This window comes from Christiangramia sabulilitoris (assembly GCF_007050985.1).
Classification (GTDB): Bacteria; Bacteroidota; Bacteroidia; order Flavobacteriales; family Flavobacteriaceae; genus Christiangramia; species Christiangramia sabulilitoris.
Window position 1 is genome coordinate 112,380 of record NZ_VHSF01000003.1, and the last position, 15,822, is coordinate 128,201.

16 protein-coding genes are annotated in these 15,822 nt (G+C 39.6%); 9 read left to right on the top strand and 7 right to left on the bottom strand.

Annotated elements, in window-relative coordinates:
- Positions 1-52: 52 nt before the first annotated feature.
- The 3 genes from FGM01_RS10730 (at position 53) to FGM01_RS10740 (ending at position 2,876) form a co-directional block, all read left to right on the top strand.
- Positions 53-391 carry a P-II family nitrogen regulator gene (locus tag FGM01_RS10730; protein WP_143411172.1) on the top strand — a complete coding sequence of 113 codons (339 nt, stop codon included), beginning with the start codon at positions 53-55 and terminating at the stop codon, positions 389-391.
- Between the two features lie 30 nt (positions 392-421).
- The gene (locus tag FGM01_RS10735; RefSeq protein ID WP_143411173.1) at positions 422-1,648 is read left to right on the top strand and encodes an ammonium transporter; all 1,227 of its coding nucleotides are present in this window, start codon (positions 422-424) and stop codon (positions 1,646-1,648) included.
- A 139-nt stretch (positions 1,649-1,787) separates the two neighbouring features.
- The gene (locus FGM01_RS10740; RefSeq protein ID WP_143411174.1) at positions 1,788-2,876 is read left to right on the top strand and encodes a porin; all 1,089 of its coding nucleotides are present in this window, start codon (positions 1,788-1,790) and stop codon (positions 2,874-2,876) included.
- On the opposite strand, the gene FGM01_RS10745 is transcribed toward FGM01_RS10740, so the two are convergent.
- Complete coding sequence (locus FGM01_RS10745; protein WP_143411175.1) at positions 2,877-3,494, bottom strand: DUF1684 domain-containing protein; 618 nt, start codon at positions 3,492-3,494, stop codon at positions 2,877-2,879.
- 78 nt (positions 3,495-3,572) lie between these two features.
- Here FGM01_RS10745 and FGM01_RS10750 point away from each other — a divergent pair, with 78 nt between their 5' ends.
- A complete protein-coding gene (locus FGM01_RS10750) occupies positions 3,573-4,793 on the top strand; it encodes an MFS transporter (RefSeq protein WP_143411176.1) in 1,221 nt (406 codons plus the stop codon).
- On the opposite strand, the gene FGM01_RS10755 is transcribed toward FGM01_RS10750, so the two are convergent.
- From FGM01_RS10755 to FGM01_RS10765, 3 genes are all read right to left on the bottom strand, one after another.
- Positions 4,783-6,192 (bottom strand): alpha/beta hydrolase family protein, encoded by a 1,410-nt coding sequence (locus FGM01_RS10755; RefSeq protein ID WP_143411177.1) that lies wholly within the window; start codon positions 6,190-6,192, stop codon positions 4,783-4,785. The two genes, FGM01_RS10750 and FGM01_RS10755, sit on opposite strands and share 11 nt — an antisense overlap.
- Positions 6,193-6,293: 101 nt before the next feature.
- Positions 6,294-6,491 carry a DUF1328 domain-containing protein gene (locus FGM01_RS10760; protein ID WP_143411178.1) on the bottom strand — a complete coding sequence of 66 codons (198 nt, stop codon included), beginning with the start codon at positions 6,489-6,491 and terminating at the stop codon, positions 6,294-6,296.
- Positions 6,492-6,698: 207 nt separating this feature from the next.
- A complete protein-coding gene (locus FGM01_RS10765; RefSeq protein ID WP_143411179.1) occupies positions 6,699-7,139 on the bottom strand; it encodes an Lrp/AsnC family transcriptional regulator in 441 nt (146 codons plus the stop codon).
- A gap of 115 nt (positions 7,140-7,254) precedes the next feature.
- Between FGM01_RS10765 and FGM01_RS10770 the strand changes: the two genes are divergently transcribed.
- Positions 7,255-7,653: a hypothetical protein gene (locus FGM01_RS10770; RefSeq protein WP_143411180.1), complete on the top strand. Its 399-nt coding sequence runs from the start codon at positions 7,255-7,257 to the stop codon at positions 7,651-7,653.
- A gap of 153 nt (positions 7,654-7,806) precedes the next feature.
- Positions 7,807-8,286 (top strand): helix-turn-helix domain-containing protein, encoded by a 480-nt coding sequence (locus FGM01_RS10775; RefSeq protein ID WP_143411181.1) that lies wholly within the window; start codon positions 7,807-7,809, stop codon positions 8,284-8,286.
- Between the two features lie 240 nt (positions 8,287-8,526).
- Here the strand turns inward: FGM01_RS10775 and FGM01_RS10780 are convergent, their stop codons facing one another.
- Entirely contained in the window at positions 8,527-11,979 is a 3,453-nt protein-coding gene (locus FGM01_RS10780) for a methylmalonyl-CoA mutase family protein (RefSeq protein WP_143411182.1), read from the bottom strand.
- A gap of 143 nt (positions 11,980-12,122) precedes the next feature.
- Between FGM01_RS10780 and purU the strand changes: the two genes are divergently transcribed.
- From purU to FGM01_RS10795, 3 genes are all read left to right on the top strand, one after another.
- The gene (gene purU, locus FGM01_RS10785; protein WP_143411183.1) at positions 12,123-12,974 is read left to right on the top strand and encodes a formyltetrahydrofolate deformylase; all 852 of its coding nucleotides are present in this window, start codon (positions 12,123-12,125) and stop codon (positions 12,972-12,974) included.
- Between the two features lie 101 nt (positions 12,975-13,075).
- Positions 13,076-13,780 carry a DUF4197 domain-containing protein gene (locus FGM01_RS10790; RefSeq protein ID WP_143411184.1) on the top strand — a complete coding sequence of 235 codons (705 nt, stop codon included), beginning with the start codon at positions 13,076-13,078 and terminating at the stop codon, positions 13,778-13,780.
- Between the two features lie 156 nt (positions 13,781-13,936).
- Entirely contained in the window at positions 13,937-14,134 is a 198-nt protein-coding gene (locus tag FGM01_RS10795; RefSeq protein WP_143411185.1) for a Lacal_2735 family protein, read from the top strand.
- Here FGM01_RS10795 and FGM01_RS10800 read toward each other — a convergent pair.
- A complete protein-coding gene (locus FGM01_RS10800; RefSeq protein WP_143411186.1) occupies positions 14,115-14,888 on the bottom strand; it encodes an ABC transporter substrate-binding protein in 774 nt (257 codons plus the stop codon). The genes FGM01_RS10795 and FGM01_RS10800 overlap by 20 nt on opposite strands.
- A 9-nt stretch (positions 14,889-14,897) precedes the next feature.
- Positions 14,898-15,716, bottom strand: a complete 819-nt coding sequence (gene pyrF, locus FGM01_RS10805) for an orotidine-5'-phosphate decarboxylase (protein ID WP_143411187.1) — start codon at positions 15,714-15,716, stop codon at positions 14,898-14,900.
- Between the last annotated feature and the right edge of the window lie 106 nt (positions 15,717-15,822).

A 15,822-nucleotide genomic window follows, 5' to 3' on the forward strand; every position in this document is an offset into this window, starting at 1 on the left:
AGGGGTTAGGTTCTTGATTTTAATACATTTAACCAATAATTAAACAAAAATCATGAAAAAAATTGAAGCGATCATTCGAAAATCAGAATTCGATGAAACCAAGGAGGCACTTCACGAAATAGGAGTGACTTTTTTTAGTTACTGGGATGTTACCGGGGTTGGTAATGAGAAAGTAGGTCATGTCTACAGAGGCGTAACCTACAGCACTGCCGATATTCAAAGACGATATCTCTCAATCGTGGTGACCGATTCATTCCTGGAAAAAACCGTGGAAACATTATTAAAAGCTGCCTATACCGGTAAAGTTGGAGACGGCAAAATCTTCGTTTCAAGCATCGAGGAGGCTTACAGAATAAGAACCAAAGAAAAGGGCGCAGACTCCTTAAAGTAAAATTATTAGAATCTACTAACAGAAAAAATTATGGAAGGATTACTAACAGTAAATAATGTATGGATGATGATCTGTACAGCCCTGGTTTTCTTTATGCATCTTGGTTTTGCATTATTGGAGATAGGTCTAACCAGGCAAAAGAACACAATCAATATCTTATTCAAAAATCTTTTTATTATCACCGTTGGCCTGCTCCTTTACTGCCTTCTGGGCTTTAATTTAATGTACCCCGGAGAATTTAACGGCTTTTTTGGCTTTGCCGGTTTTGGGCTTAGCAGTCCTATCGCAGATGGATCATTAGACCTCGCTTACAATGAAGGCTATACCTACTGGACAGATTTCCTATTCCAGGGAATGTTCGCAGCCACTGCTGCCACTATAGTTTCCGGGGCCGTAGCAGAACGTATCAAATTGAATAGTTTTATGGTCTTTGTAGTGTTATATGTTGGCCTGGTTTACCCTATCGCAGGATCATGGAAATGGGGCGGTGGATTCCTTGATGAAATGGGATTCTATGATTTCGCGGGATCGACCCTGGTCCACTCAGTTGGAGGATGGGCAGCACTGGTAGCCATTTGGTTACTGGGTGCAAGAATTGGCAAATTCAAAGATGGAAAAATTGGTGCTTTTCCCGGTCACAATATGCCCTTTGCTACCGCAGGAGTTTTAATATTATGGTTGGGCTGGTTTGGATTTAATGGCGGCTCGGTATTATCTGCAGATCCAGAATTAACTTCACTCACTTTGGTTACAACCTGTTTAGCAGCTTCGGCTGGAGGAGTCTCATCATTTATAGTTTCTTCATTAAGATATAAGAATTATGACATCACCATGTTCCTAAATGGTATTCTAGGAGGACTGGTAGGAATTACCGCGGGTGCAGACCAGATGTCGCCTACAGATGCCGTTCTAATTGGCGGTATTGCCGGAGCGATCATTGTATTTGGCGTAGCCCTGATTGATAGAATAAGGCTGGATGATCCTGTGGGAGCTGTGGCCGTGCATTTGATCTGCGGTATTTGGGGAACACTTGCGGTAGGTATATTTGGGAATCTTGCCGGGTTCGATCAGTTTATAACGCAACTAATCGGGGTAGCCTGTTATGCGGCTATATGCATAGTAGGTTCTTTCCTTATTTTCTATGTTCTCAAGGTAAGTATTGGAATTCGTGTTCCTGCGAAAGAAGAGACCGAAGGCCTGGACATACATGAACATGGGATGGATGCCTATCCAGATTTTGGATTAAATCAGCATTAGTAAACCTTTTCTGTTAAACAAAAAACGGAGCGTTTTGCAGAACGCTCCGTATAAAATAACAGCTTTTAATATTAGATCAATAAAAGATCAACCAAGTCGCTAAACTAAAAGTTAAACCAATTCATTAATCAGTTTTATTATGAAAGCAATTACTTTTTCAAAATTAGTAAAAATTATGTTTTTACTACCGGTTGCCTTTACTACTTCTATTTTATTTTCTCAGGAAGAAGAGCCTTCTTCCAGATTCTCCATTAATGGAAGCGTAGACGCCTATTTCAGAACCAATTTTAATGGATTAAATAAATCTGAAGAGATTGTAGGAGGAGATCCCGCAACCTTTATTCCTGCAGCCCCGGCAACTTCGTTTGCCAACGATCCCGGATTCGCCATAGGTATGGCAAACATAATTTTAGGATATGAAGACGATAAAGTTGGTTTTGTGGCCGACCTGGTTTTTGGTCCCCGTGGTGAAGATGCCGTATTTCTTTCCACTCCTTCCACCAATATTGTTAATCAGTTGTATGCTTATTACAAGGTGAATGACGCACTGAAGTTTACCCTGGGAAACTGGAATACCTTTCTGGGCTATGAAGTTATCTCACCTGCTGCCAATTTTAATTACAGCACTTCCTACTTGTTCTCCTATGGCCCTTTCTCCCATACCGGACTAAAGGCAGATTTTAGCTTCGATGATAACTGGACAGGAATGCTGGCTGTTATGAATCCCACAGATTATACGGAATTCAATCCAATTGGAAAATATTCATTCGGAGGACAGCTGGGCTATTCCAATGCCTCCGGGAGCGCTTTTTTGAATCTTCTGTATGGTGAACAATCTTTATCTAACGACGCATTATTTCAAATAGACCTTACTACCGGTTGGGATCTATCTGAAAGTTTCTATCTAGGTTTCAACGGGAGCTATCAAACAACAGACGGGACAGGATTTTACGGAGCGGCCCTTTACCCTCAAGTCGCTTTAACAGAAAGTTTCGGTCTGGGTCTACGGGCTGAATATTTTAAGGAACTTGAAGATGGCGGTCCGGTTTACGGAGCAGATGTGCGCTCCCTCGATTTTACTTTAACCGGAAGTTATGTGGTAGGAGGACTCATTATAAAACCTGAATTTAGATTGGATAGCATTTCTGAGGAGGTTTTCCTGGATCAGGACCTTACGGCTACAGACAATCTCGCTTCCTTCATCCTGGCAGCCATATATGCGTTCTAATCAATAGTTATTAAATGCTTTTACACCGGCAAATATTTCAATTTCCAGATCGTTCTCTGCAGGAGGAATGGGACAGGAATATTTGCCGCTATAAGCACAATAAGGGTTATAAGCCTGGTTGAAATCAATGATCACCTCATTAGTCTCTGGTATTCGCAGGTCTAAATATCTGCCACCGCCATAGGTAGATTTCCCATTGGTCCTATCTGTAAAGGGTAAGAAGAGATAATCAAAATAATCCGGATCCTGTACTAATTCCTGGTTCTGATACACATTAAGCTTAAAATCTTCTCCCTTTAAAGTAAAATAGAGCTCCCCATACTTCACATAGACAGGCATTCTTTCTGTACTTGTTTTCATGGCAAATGGAGGCTCTGCCGGAGTTCGCACAAATTCTGCTGCTACAATGAATTGCGGATCGATTTCAAAAAAATCCAGTCCCTGAAAATCCATCAGATCTTCATCTTCCAAAGGAGATTTTTCGGGATCTGCAAATTCCAGATCCAGATGTGACTGAAAGTCTTCTGCATCTTCTATTAGCCTGGATTCCTGAGCAGTTAAAGAACCAGAAACCGAAATTACCAGAATTAAGCTTAGAACATATAAATATCTCTGCATGGAAAATCTAATTATGGTTTTAAAATTAATGATAATTACAGGAGTAATTAATTTAATTTTGAACCTTCATCAGAGAGCATGAAGAATTTATTTAAATCTTATTATGGATCTTTTCAGGGTTTACGAAAAGAGATCTGGTTGCTGGCAGTTATTACCCTTATTAACCGGGCCGGCACCATGGTCATTCCTTTCTTATCCCTTTATCTTACCAAAAGCCGCGGCTTTACGCTAGAAGAGGTAGGCTGGATCCTTACATTTTTCGGCCTGGGATCGGTAACCGGTTCGTGGCTGGGAGGCAGACTTACAGACCTGATAGGGCATTATAAAACTATGGCCATAAGCCTTATCGTGTCATCGGTCTTGTTTGTATTGTTACAATTTCCAGAATCGTTCTGGCCCATTTGCCTGGGTATTTACCTGGTGATGACCGTTGCAGATATATTCAGACCTGCCGTATTTGTGGCAATTAGCGCCTATAGTAAACCTGAAAACAGGACCAGGTCTGTTACCCTGATAAGATTAGCGATCAACCTCGGGTTTTCAGCAGGACCCGCTGTGGGAGGATTAATTATCGCCACAAGTGGCTACAGTGGTCTGTTTTGGATAGACGGAATTACCTGCCTGGCTGCAGGGCTGCTTTTACTGCGCCTGCTGCACCCCAAAAGATCTGCCCCTGAACCGGAAGATATTGTGGTTCAAGCTAAATCTGCTATGACCGACGGGATCTATATGGTATTCATTGTTGCAATGATGATCTTTGGCTTCATTTTTATCCAGTACTTCTCCACTATGCCTCTTTATTATGCTGAAGTTCACGATTTAAATGAATTCGAAATAGGATTATTACTAGGCCTAAACGGACTTTTTATTTTCCTGTTTGAAATGCCACTTATTAAATTCCTGGAAAACAAAAATTTTTCGGCGACGGCTTATGTAATTCTTGGAACCCTATTAACGGGTATAAGTTTTCTGGTAATCAATTTAACTGGCTGGGTGGGAATACTCGTGGTTGGAATGCTTCTGGTGACTATTGGCGAGATGATCGGGTTCCCCTTCTCTAACAGTTTTGCCTTGAACAGGTCTGATGGTAAAAAAAGAGGATCCTATATGGCGCTTTACAGTATTGCATTTTCCGTAAGTCACATTTTTGGTCACAATACAGGGATGCAGCTAATTGATAACTTTGGTTTTAAATTCACCTGGTATACCATGTTCGCCCTCGCTATCCTTACCTGTGTGCTTCTATTTGTCCTAAAGGGATTACTTAAGAAAGAATCTGACGGGGCACCTATTCATTAAAAAACTTAGACTCTCCCAGATATCTTTTAATGATCGCATTATACTCCGGATTGAACTGAAGATCCAGCGCCCCCTCAATATTGTACAGGGATTCCAGGTCATTGTAACCTGTTTTGAGTAGATCTTCGAGATATAACAAGGCTGTTTCTTCATCTCCATCCAGGGCAGCTAATGAAATGATCTTAAAATAAGCCTCCGGATCTTCTTTATTAATTGCCGTACGCAAAACGCTAATAAAGATCTTTATGTCTATGTTTGCCTGCGATCTCATAATTTCATCAAACTCCCTTTTCGAAACAAAATCAAGATACCCCAATAGCCTGTGCGCCATATTAGACTGTGCGACCTCATCTTTGTCTTTAAGCTTATTCAACTCATCTATCTGGTAGGCCCACCAACCTATATTTTGAAAATTAGCGGTCATGATATCTGTTTTTAATAGATATTCATATTCTCTTTGCTGTTCTTTCTCGAAAGCCACAGCCTGACGGAATTTGTTTTTTTGTGAGCGGTAGTTCTTAATCCGCTTTATCTCCTTCTTCTTTTCTTCAATCACCTCTTCAAATCCATAATCCTCATACTTCACTTTCATCCTGTCTAATTTTTCAAAAGCAGCATGATACTGACGGGTTCTACGCAAAGATTCAGAAAAGGCCAGTTCATCTTCAAAAAGTTTTTTTATAAATTCAGGATCATCAGGCCGTTTTCCTTTCCGGATGGCTTCCAGGGTAAATCCTGTAACTGCATTTGATATTACCTGTGCTGAAGGCCATTCATTTTGCTTTCCATCAAAGTAATAAACATCTGTAGGGAAATCCAGATCATCATAAAATCTCAAATAATCTTCCATCTCATAGACCATATAGTCTTTTTTCCCGGCTATCCCAATAAACATATATGGATTCTCCTTATCGAGATAGTTAGCATTTACAAAAGAGTTTCCAATGGCCATCACACCAGCCATTTTTTTATAAATCAAAGGTAATGCTGATGCTACCTGGGCGCCTTCTTCCATACCTGCAGTATAGACCAACAGTGGATCTACTGGAAAACTCCTCAAAACATTGTCCATCATTGCCGCTGCTTTTCTAACTATGCTGTCTACGGGCCGGTTTTGCAGATTAAAATTTGAAGCAGCGATAATATATTGTTGATTTTCAGCGGCCAGCCGGAACAGGCTGGCAGATTTCGCTCCTCTGCCCTGCGGATCAAAGGTAAAAATCACCGGCCAGTTCATTTCGGGAGAATAATCCCTGGGGATATATAATGCATAGGTTTCCCCCGGAGCTCCGGGAATTGCCAATGAATTTGTAACTCCACCTTTGGTGATCCTATATTCCTGAGCACCTAGACCTGATAATATAAAAATTGTAAAAAATGCAAATAATAGTCCTTTCATAAAAACAGAATAGATTTAAATATAAGGATTGTCTCAGTATTTATTCCATAAAAAAACCCACAAACAAAATTTGTGGGTTTTTAATCTCTTGAATTATTCTTTTATTTCTTAACCGGTTGGTATTTCATTCTTGGCTTATCTGGAAAAAATAACTTTGCCATTAGTGATATGATAAGCAGGTCTGCAAAAATCAGGAATAACACTCTGATCACTTCAATTCCCGAAAACGACAAACCGGTAAATCCTACCAATCCGGTAATTAGTGCTAACACTAAAAATAATAACGCCTTCTTCTTCATAACTTGATTTTTACTTTCAATTTTGCATCAAATTTAGGTACATATAAGGCGTACTAGTCATAAGGAAAATACAATTAATTCCATTTTAACTAAAAGAAATATTTGCAGGGAGAAAGCTGTTAACAGAAACCTTTAAAATCGTAAATTTTAACATTTATGCCCGAACAGATTCTTGCATTATATTAAGAAATCCCGGGAGGTCTAAAATCAGCCAATACGTTGCACAATAGGAGCATCTTTTATCACATTCGATAAAACAATATGGGTCCTGGTTTCGCCGTAAGTAATCAATTTATCAATTAGTTTTTCCAGATGTACCTGGTCACGAAGCACAACTTCCATTATTATATTTTCGTTCCCGGTAATACGATAACAGTTGATCACCTCTGGATATTCTTTTACCGTTTCCAGAAACGCTTTAAGCCTTCCCGTAAAAGCCCGCAAGGTAATTATGGCCCGTAATTGATATCCGGCTTTTTGATGCGATAGATGAACGTGATATGAATCAATTATTCCACTATCCTCCATTTTACGAACACGCTCTGCAACCGCTGGCGAAGTTAGACCTACCTTTCTTCCAATTTCTGCAAATCCTACCCTGGCATTTTTTTGTAATTCCTCAAGAATTGCCCAATTTAGTTTATCCATAATATTAAAGTTACAGTGTCTAATTTATTTAATTTTTAAATATTTTATATCATTTTACCTTAATTTATAAATCACAGTATTAAGTTTGCTTAGTACTTTAGAGTAAAAATCAGCGGTGAAATATTTTTCAGGTTACAGGGATAGAAAGTATTCAGCTTTATATTATAAAGCCTGCGAGATCATGCAGATTTCACGCCGCATTTCAGATTATCTTGTTCCAGATCTGGCGTCGCTGAACGATCAGGGTAACGAAGATAATCGCATCTATTTTACCGGAGATATAATTAGAAATTCTCATTCCCTGATCTTCAATATTCAAAGAGCTGAAACAGAATTTTTCCAGGATACCAGGATGCAGTATGTGGCCAGTGTTGGAAACCTGACCGACAGGTTGTATAAAAGTTGTGAGCGACTGGAATATGTTAGCAGTAACGGGAGAGATTTCCTGATCATATTGCAAAAGGAACTACAAAAATTCAGAAAACTTCAAAGGAACTGGAAACTTAACTTATGATTTCCGGTATTGCTAAACAAGATTTTCCATTAAGCAGGAACTTATAGAATATCTGCTAGTTTTTACTAATTTACTTCCTGTTTTATAATTACTTATCTTCACCTGTAATTATTCTAATCTCAAAAATTGATTTTTTATTTTAACTGATGTAAGATGAGTAATCAATGGAAATCACACCCCAGGTTTGAAAAGTTACAGATCAAAGAAGATGGTTCTGAATTAAAATTCGATGGCAAATCACTTAACATAAGGGATCACCGTGGTAAAACCGGAAAAACCCTGAAAATCGTATACTTTAACCGTTCTCAATATTCGGTTCCAAAGTTAATTCTGGAAACTTACAAAGGTCTTAGTCCTGAAGGCAGATATTATGCTACTTATAAAGACGGTAATATTGAGAACCTGCACCCTGATAATCTTTACTGGAGTAAAACTCATAAGATCAGTAAAGAAAGAAAATTTGAGAATGATCTCAAGTTAAGTAAGCTTACTAAAGATCAAACCTATTCTGCCCTGGTTAGCAACTCTAAAGGCATCCCCATTTCGAAAATCGCTAAGAACTATAATGTTTCAGATATGACGGTTTATCGGGCGATCCAGCGGCTTAAAAGAAAAATCAGGGATAAAGAGTGATCTTCCTTGGTCACTGGAACTGACTTCAACCAGTGATTCGCACCATTTTGAATCAGATTTTATCTGAATCTACATAGAAACATCATCTTATTAATGGTAAAAAACTCATCAACAGTTGCAGGGAAGGCTGCATCCCGGAATTTTCAGTAAGATCGAAACTCGCCAGAGATCCTGAAATCGCTAAGGCTCATCGGGATAAGCGATCTCTACGCCCTCGCAAGAGCGAGGGCGAGAGCCTGCTTACATATTTCTTCTGTATTGTCCTCCAACTTCAAACAAGGCATGGGTGATCTGCCCTAATGAACAAACTTTGGTTGCTTCCATAAGCTCTTCAAAAAGGTTCTCATTGTTTACAGCCGCCTTTTTAATTCTCTCCAGGGTTGCTTCAGCCTTAGACTCTTTAGCTTTATGCAATGTTTCTAAAGTGGTGATCTGGTGTTCTTTCTCTTCTTCAGTAGCTCTAATTACCTCTCCCGGGGTAACCGTTGGAGATCCTGTTGAGCTTAAAAATGTATTTACGCCAATTATTGGGTAATCCCCATTATGTTTCAATGTCTCATAGTAAAGACTTTCTTCCTGGATCTTACCACGTTGATACATGGTTTCCATCGCACCAAGAACTCCTCCTCTTTCAGTGATTCTGTCAAATTCTGTCAGCACAGCTTCTTCAACCAGGTCTGTCAATTCTTCAATTATAAAAGATCCCTGGATAGGGTTTTCATTCTTGGTAAGACCTAATTCCTTATTTATGATCAACTGTATCGCCATGGCTCTTCTAACCGAAGCTTCTGTAGGCGTGGTGATCGCTTCATCATAAGCATTTGTATGCAACGAATTACAGTTGTCATAGATCGCATAAAGTGCCTGAAGCGTTGTTCTTATATCATTAAAATCGATCTCCTGGGCATGCAAAGATCTACCTGAGGTCTGTATATGGTATTTCAGCATCTGTGCCCTGGAATTAGCACCATATTTATGCTTTAATGCTTTAGACCAGATCCTTCTCGCTACACGACCAATAACAGCATATTCCGGATCTACTCCATTCGAGAAAAAGAAAGATAAATTTGGCCCGAACTTATTAATATCCATGCCTCGGCTTAGATAATATTCCACATAAGTGAAACCGTTCGCCAAAGTAAAAGCAAGCTGTGTTATAGGATTGGCTCCTGCTTCTGCAATATGGTATCCAGAAATTGAAACCGAATAAAAGTTCCTTACTTTTTCCTCGATGAAATATTCCTGGACGTCACCCATTAGCCTAAGAGCGAATTCCGTTGAGAAAATACAGGTATTTTGTGCCTGATCTTCTTTTAGTATATCTGCCTGGACAGTTCCACGAACCACACTGATGGTTTCAGCCTTGATCTTTTCATAAACATCCTTAGGCAATACCTGATCTCCTGTTAATCCCAGAAGCATCAAACCTAAACCGTCATTACCTTCCGGCAGTTCTCCACGATATACAGGTCTCGCTATACCATTGTCATCATATAATTCTTTCAGCTTAGCTTCAACTTTCTCTTCCAGGCCATTTTCCTTGATGTACTTTTCACAATTCTGATCTATGGCCGCATTCATGAAAAATCCAAGTAACATGGGGGCAGGTCCGTTGATGGTCATACTCACTGAAGTCATCGCGTCTGCCAGGTCGAAACCAGAATACAATTTCTTGGCATCATCAAGACAGCAAATAGATACTCCTGAATTTCCAATCTTTCCATAGATATCCGGACGGTGATCCGGATCGTTTCCATAGAGAGTTACCGAGTCAAAAGCCGTAGATAAACGTTTTGCAGGTAGTCCCGCACTAACATAATGAAAACGCCTGTTAGTTCTTTCTGGTCCACCTTCACCGGCAAACATCCTGGTAGGATCTTCTCCTGTTCTTTTGAACGGATACAATCCTGCGGTGTATGGAAACTCTCCCGGTACATTTTCCTGCAAGATCCAGCCTAGAATATCTCCCCAGGCTTTATACTTTGGAAGTGCTACTTTCGGGATCTGGGTATGTGAAAGTGATTCTGTATGTGTATCGATCTTTATCTCTTTATCGCGAACTTTAAAACTGTAAACCGGCTCCCTGTATTTAGTTACCTTTTCGTTCCATCCAAGGATCATTTCCCAGTTATATGGGTCCAGATCCATTTTGGTTTTATCAAATTCAGCAATAAGCAATTTTAGAAAATCATCATTCCCGTCATTCTGAACCTGGTTCAGGATCTCATCTGCATCCAGTCCGTTTTTTGTAAGGTAAGCTGTCTCATTACCGGCCGATGAGAAATTAGCTACAGAAAGTATTGTTTTATATATTCCGTAAAGCCTCTGCGCAACCTCTACCTGGGCACTGGCTTTTTCATCGTAACCTCTGTTATTTTCAGCAATTTCTGAAAGGTAGCGGGTACGCTTTGGCGGGATCACGAAGATCTTCTCACTCATTTCCTTAGAAATTTCGAAAGTAGAAGTTAAACCCGATTTCGTTTTCTCCTCTACAACATCCATGATGCTTTTGTAAAGTGTGTTCATCCCGGGATCGTTGAACTGAGACGCTATAGTTCCAAATACCGGAAGCGTATCTGCATCTGTATGCCATAACTGATGATTACGCTGATATTGCTTTTTAACATCTCTAAGTGCATCCTGTGCTCCTCTTTTATCGAATTTGTTGATCGCAACGAGGTCTGCGAAATCCAGCATATCTATCTTTTCCAGCTGAGTGGCAGCTCCAAATTCTGGTGTCATCACATATAAGGAAACATCAGAATGATCTAAAATCTCAGTATCACTTTGGCCTATTCCCGAAGTTTCAAGAATGATCAGGTCAAAACCTGAAGCTTTAAGCACATCTACCGCTTCTGCCACATGCCTGGATAATGCAAGGTTTGCCTGCCTTGTAGCCAATGAGCGCATGTAAACACGCTCGTGATTAATTGAATTCATACGAATTCTATCCCCGAGTAAGGCTCCACCAGTTTTCTTTTTTGAAGGATCTACAGATACGATCCCTATATGCTTATCTGGAAAGTCCATTAAGAATCTTCTTACCAGCTCATCTACCAGACTAGATTTCCCTGATCCACCGGTACCGGTAATACCCAGAACCGGAGTGTTCTTAGTTTTATAAGAATTCTTATCAAAAAATCTTTCGAATTCCTCATGCCTGTTTTCAGCCAATGAGATAAGCCGGGAAATGGTGTTAACATTTTTATTCTGCAGGTTTTCTGCAACTTTATCAGAATCTTTCAAGCAAGGAACTTCATTATCTACTCTTTTGATCATATCATTGATCATCCCCTGAAGTCCCATTTCCCTGCCATCATCTGGAGAATAGATACGATCTATTCCATAATCCATCAATTCTTTGATCTCATCTGGAAGGATCACTCCACCTCCACCACCGAAGATCTTAATATGCCCGGCTCCTTTTTCATTCAAAAGGTCAAACATATATTTAAAATATTCGGTGTGCCCTCCCTGATAAGAGGTCATGGCGATGGCCTGGGCATCCTCCTGGATCGCACAATTCACCACTTCTTCCACACTACGGTCATGCCCAAGGTGGATCACTTCAACTCCGGTAGCCTGGATGATACGGCGCATAATATTTATAGCTGCATCGTGGCCGTCAAAAAGGGAAGCTGCGGTTACAATTCTTATTTTATTTTCAGGTTTATAAGGGGTTTGTTGTTCCATTTCTAATTCTTAGGGATTTTAAGAGCCGCAATTTACGAAAATTGTAAATTTTTCAAGGCTTTCTTCACAATAGTATAAATTTCTATGAAGCATGATATGAAGTGAGGTCATTTGTTTAATTTTAAAAGAACAAAAAGCATAGCATGGCTAAAATCACTCTGCTAATTCATTGCGCGGACACCTCCGGGATCATAGCCTCTGTCACTTCATTTTTTCATTCCCATAAAGGTAATATAATCTATATCGATCAATATGTAGATAACGAGAACAAAACCTTCTTTATGCGTCTGGAATGCGAATTTCAATATGAAATTAAGTTGAATGAATTGAAGAATAAATTTGAATACGAAATTGGCACTCCATATAATATGGTCTGGCAGTTGTTTAGTAGTGATACCAGGTTGAGAATGGCAATTTTCGTTTCTAAATATGATCATTGTCTTTATGATATTTTAAGCAGGTACAAATCCGGTGAATTAAGCCTGGATATCCCTATGATTATTAGCAATCATGAAGATCTTAAGCATGTAGCCGAGAATTTTGATATTCCGTTTTACCATATACCCGTCCAGAATGGAGAGAAGAACATAGCCGAACGTGAACAGCTTGAATTACTGGAACAGGAGAAAATAGACTTTATAGTTCTGGCCAGGTATATGCAAATTGTTTCGACCAGAATGATCGATAAGTATCCGAACAGGATTATTAATATTCATCATTCATTTCTACCCGCCTTTGCCGGGGCCAAACCATATCATTTCGCTTATAAACGCGGGGTAAAGATCATCGGGGCAACCTGTCATTATGTTACAGATGAGTTAGATGCCGGACCGATCATCGAACAGGATATTGCGCGAATTTCACATAGCCATGCGGTAAGGGATCTTATTTTGAAAGGAAGGGACCTTGAAAAAATAGTTCTTGCCCGCGGAATTAAACTACATCTTGAAAGAAAAACCATGGTTTATGATAACCGGGTTATAGTTTTTACCTGAATTGTGTCAACACCATTAAATTCCTCGGTTTTAGGTTTATTATAACTTTTATCAAACCGGGAATTTACTTTTTGCTTTTATATTTGAAGAAACTACTATTCATGAAAAAGCTTACCGTCCTTTTTGCGATCCTGCTATTCTCTTCCTGCGCTGAATTACAACAAATTGCCACGCAATTACCTAATGGATACGGTGTATCTGATAGTGAAATAGGCTCTGGCCTGAAACAGGCATTGCAGTTTGGGATAGACAAGGAGGTTAGCAGCTTAGCCAGAGAAGATGGTTTCTTTAAAAATGAACTGGTACGTATTGGGCTTCCGCCAGAATTGCAAAAGGTGGATAAAACCCTGAGAGATGTTGGCCTTGATGCCCTTGCCGATAAAGGAATAAAGGTTTTGAATCGTGCAGCGGAAGATGCTGTAAGCGAAGCGATTCCGGTGTTCGTGGACGCAGTGAAAGGTATTAGCTTCACAGATGCGCGTAATATCCTTTTAGGAGCAGATAATGCCGCCACGGTATATCTTTCCTCCAGAACAGAAAAAGAGCTTTATGCCAGGTTCAATCCTATTATTACAAATTCGTTAGATAAGGTTGGCGCTACCCAGGTCTGGAAAAGTATAATTCAAAAATATAATTCGCTTCCTATTACCTCCAATGTAAATCCAGATCTACCAGATTACGTTACAAATCAGGCACTGGATGGAGTGTATGTTATGATCGCACAGGAAGAAAGGGACATTAGAAACAGTATTTCAGCGAGAACCACCGACCTCCTAAGAAAGGTTTTTGCATTACAGGACAATTAAGATTATTCTTACATCGCCTAAAATTTTAACAATTCTTTCCTGATATCAATACTATTTTAAAAAAAACTTAACTACCCGTTATTAATCTATATAGTTAGTGCTCCTTAGCTTTGCTTAGTAAGACTGATAGGTGTTGATGGATAGATTATAATTTTTATGTTTAGAATATTCGAGAATAAAACCCGTGAAGAGTTGCTTTGTGAAAAGTACTCCAGATTAATGCAGAGATCTTATAAGATAGCATTAATAGATAAAAAAAAGAGTGACCAGTTAAATTTAAGAGCCCGAAAGATATTGGCCGAACTAAAGCGTATGAATTGCAGCCTGGTAGAAGCTAGGCGTGAAATTGCGTGAAATATTTCATCGCTTTTAAAAGCCGGCTGCCATACCAGCTAAAATATTCCCCATTTACGATCTTGGTTTTAAAACCATATTTTTCAAAATCTACTTTATGTTTTTCTTCAAAGGGAAAAGGTTCAGAAGAAAGTAGGCATAAATCTATATCCTTACCAGATAACTGCTTAAGACTTGTTTCAGGATATCTTTCGTCAGAAAATATATTGCTGAAATTATTCAGTTTAAGCATGTCATCGATAAAAGTTCCTTTTCCGGCAACCATAAATGGATCCTTCCAGATAAAGTAAGCCACCTTCTTATTTTCAGAATTTTTAACCAATTCTCTAAGCGTCTTCTCTTTTTTCTGAATTGCCTGCACCATGGTCTTGGCTAATTCCTCACATTCGAAAATCATCCCGTAATCCAGCATCAGATCGTAGGCATCTGCAAGCGTAGCAACATTGGATACGTGCACCGGCGCTATTTTCTCCAGTTCCTCGACCATGGATTTCGTGTTTTCTTCTTTATTACAGAGAATGATATCTGGTTTAAGCTCCTTGACTTTGCGAAGGTTTACTTTTTTGGTTCCCCCAACCCTATTTTTTGTATTTTTCAGGTTGGCGGGATGAACACAATAGTGCGTAATACCAACCAGCGAACTTTCCAATCCCAGGTCTACGATTAATTCGGTTTGACTGGGGACCAGCGAAATAATCCTGGAAGGAGTTTTCTTCAGTTCAATTGTTCGGCCTAACTGATCCTGAATTTCCATCGTAACGAATTATAGTTTATCCAGCTCTTCGGCCATCTGGTTTTGCATGGCTTCAGCTTTGGCCCCGGCGATCTCGGCAAAATTGGAGGAATCTGAAGCATAAATGATCTTTCGGGAAGAATTTACAAGTAAACCAACATTCTTAGTTATCCCATATTTGCACACCTCTTCTAGGCTTCCTCCCTGTGCGCCGACACCGGGAACTAACAGGAAATTCTCAGGAATGATCCTACGTATATCTGCCAGGTATTCGGCCTTGGTGGCACCTACCACATACATCAGATTTTCAGAATTCTGCCAGCCTTTCGAGGTCTCGATCACTTTCTTATACAATTCATCTTCCCCGTTCTTTAAGGTTTGAAAATCGAAAGCACCTTCATTTGAAGTAAGGGCCAGTAAGATCGTATGCTTATTAGTGAATTCCAGGAATGGTTCTACTGAATCTTTACCCATATATGGAGCAACTGTAATCGAATCGAAGCCGAGATCTTCGAAAAAAGCTTTGGCATACATACGTGAAGTATTGCCAATATCACCCCTTTTCGCGTCGGCGATTGTATAGATTTCGGGATATTCAGAATGCAGGTAGTCGATCGTTTTTTTCAGGGCTTTCCAGCCATCAGCGCCTATAGCTTCATAAAAGGCAATGTTGGGTTTATAAGCCACACAATATTTATGTGTGGCATCGATAATCGCCTTATTAAAACTGAATACAGGATCTTTTTCTGATAGTAAATAGGTAGGGATCTTTTCCAGGTCTGTATCCAGACCTACGCATAAGAAAGATCGCTTTTTAAAAATCTGCTCCGTAAGTTCCTGTGAAGTCATATTATAATATTTCGATTGTCATTTGTAACCACCAGGAATTAAATAATGCTTCTGATGTTACATAAAAAAATCCCCTGGCCACAACCAGGGGATTAAAATATTCTGT

Bases quoted from the DNA above. Each gene is read 5' to 3' on its own strand.
- FGM01_RS10750 (WP_143411176.1), top strand. From the start codon at position 3,573: ATGAAGAATTTATTTAAATCTTATTATGGATCTTTTCAGGGTTTACGA.
- FGM01_RS10795 (WP_143411185.1), top strand. From the start codon at position 13,937: ATGTTTAGAATATTCGAGAATAAAACCCGTGAAGAGTTGCTTTGTGAA.
- FGM01_RS10730 (WP_143411172.1), top strand. From the start codon at position 53: ATGAAAAAAATTGAAGCGATCATTCGAAAATCAGAATTCGATGAAACC.
- FGM01_RS10765 (WP_143411179.1), bottom strand. From the start codon at position 7,139: ATGGATAAACTAAATTGGGCAATTCTTGAGGAATTACAAAAAAATGCC.
- FGM01_RS10760 (WP_143411178.1), bottom strand. From the start codon at position 6,491: ATGAAGAAGAAGGCGTTATTATTTTTAGTGTTAGCACTAATTACCGGA.
- FGM01_RS10800 (WP_143411186.1), bottom strand. From the start codon at position 14,888: ATGGAAATTCAGGATCAGTTAGGCCGAACAATTGAACTGAAGAAAACT.
- FGM01_RS10775 (WP_143411181.1), top strand. From the start codon at position 7,807: ATGAGTAATCAATGGAAATCACACCCCAGGTTTGAAAAGTTACAGATC.
- FGM01_RS10745 (WP_143411175.1), bottom strand. From the start codon at position 3,494: ATGCAGAGATATTTATATGTTCTAAGCTTAATTCTGGTAATTTCGGTT.
- FGM01_RS10735 (WP_143411173.1), top strand. From the start codon at position 422: ATGGAAGGATTACTAACAGTAAATAATGTATGGATGATGATCTGTACA.
- FGM01_RS10790 (WP_143411184.1), top strand. From the start codon at position 13,076: ATGAAAAAGCTTACCGTCCTTTTTGCGATCCTGCTATTCTCTTCCTGC.
- FGM01_RS10780 (WP_143411182.1), bottom strand. From the start codon at position 11,979: ATGGAACAACAAACCCCTTATAAACCTGAAAATAAAATAAGAATTGTA.
- FGM01_RS10740 (WP_143411174.1), top strand. From the start codon at position 1,788: ATGAAAGCAATTACTTTTTCAAAATTAGTAAAAATTATGTTTTTACTA.
- purU (WP_143411183.1), top strand. From the start codon at position 12,123: ATGGCTAAAATCACTCTGCTAATTCATTGCGCGGACACCTCCGGGATC.
- pyrF (WP_143411187.1), bottom strand. From the start codon at position 15,716: ATGACTTCACAGGAACTTACGGAGCAGATTTTTAAAAAGCGATCTTTC.
- FGM01_RS10755 (WP_143411177.1), bottom strand. From the start codon at position 6,192: ATGAAAGGACTATTATTTGCATTTTTTACAATTTTTATATTATCAGGT.